Source organism: Mesorhizobium sp. M7A.F.Ca.US.014.04.1.1, from assembly GCF_003998745.1.
In the GTDB taxonomy this organism is placed as follows: domain Bacteria; phylum Pseudomonadota; class Alphaproteobacteria; order Rhizobiales; family Rhizobiaceae; genus Mesorhizobium; species Mesorhizobium ciceri.
Genome location: NZ_RZRW01001509.1, coordinates 1 through 402 on the forward strand (window position 1 = coordinate 1; position 402 = coordinate 402).

The 402-nt window shown below is 60.7% G+C and carries 1 protein-coding gene; it reads left to right on the plus strand.

All coding sequences use genetic code 11. The features are described 5' to 3' along the window. Positions 1 to 402, plus strand: a 402-nt coding sequence (locus EOA22_RS37365; protein ID WP_281040830.1) for a FixG Ig-like domain-containing protein, incomplete at both ends; no start/stop codon positions are given.

The following is a 402-nucleotide window of genomic DNA, read 5'->3' on the forward strand; positions in this document are numbered from 1 at the left end:
CGTCTACATGGGTCTGTGGTCGCTGATCGGCCTGGGTCTGCTCTATTCGCTGCTGACGCGCGACAGGCTCGAAGTCAATGTGCTGCACGACCGCAATCCGCAATTCGTACCGTTGTCCGACGGCTCGATCCGCAACGGCTACACCGTCAAACTGCTCAACATGATCCCCGAGCCGCGGATCATTGTTGTCACCATGCAGGGCTTGCAAGGAGGCGAAATGAGCGTGGTCGGGGACGACATCAAGGCGGGTCGCTCCTTTGCCATCCCGGTCGAGCCCGATCGCCTGAAAATGCTGAAGGTCTTCGTGCGCCAGCCGGCCGACCAAATCCGTGGCGCAGCGCAAACCTTCACGTTCCGTGTCGAGGACAAGTCGAGCTTCGAGGCGGACGAATACACCGCCAC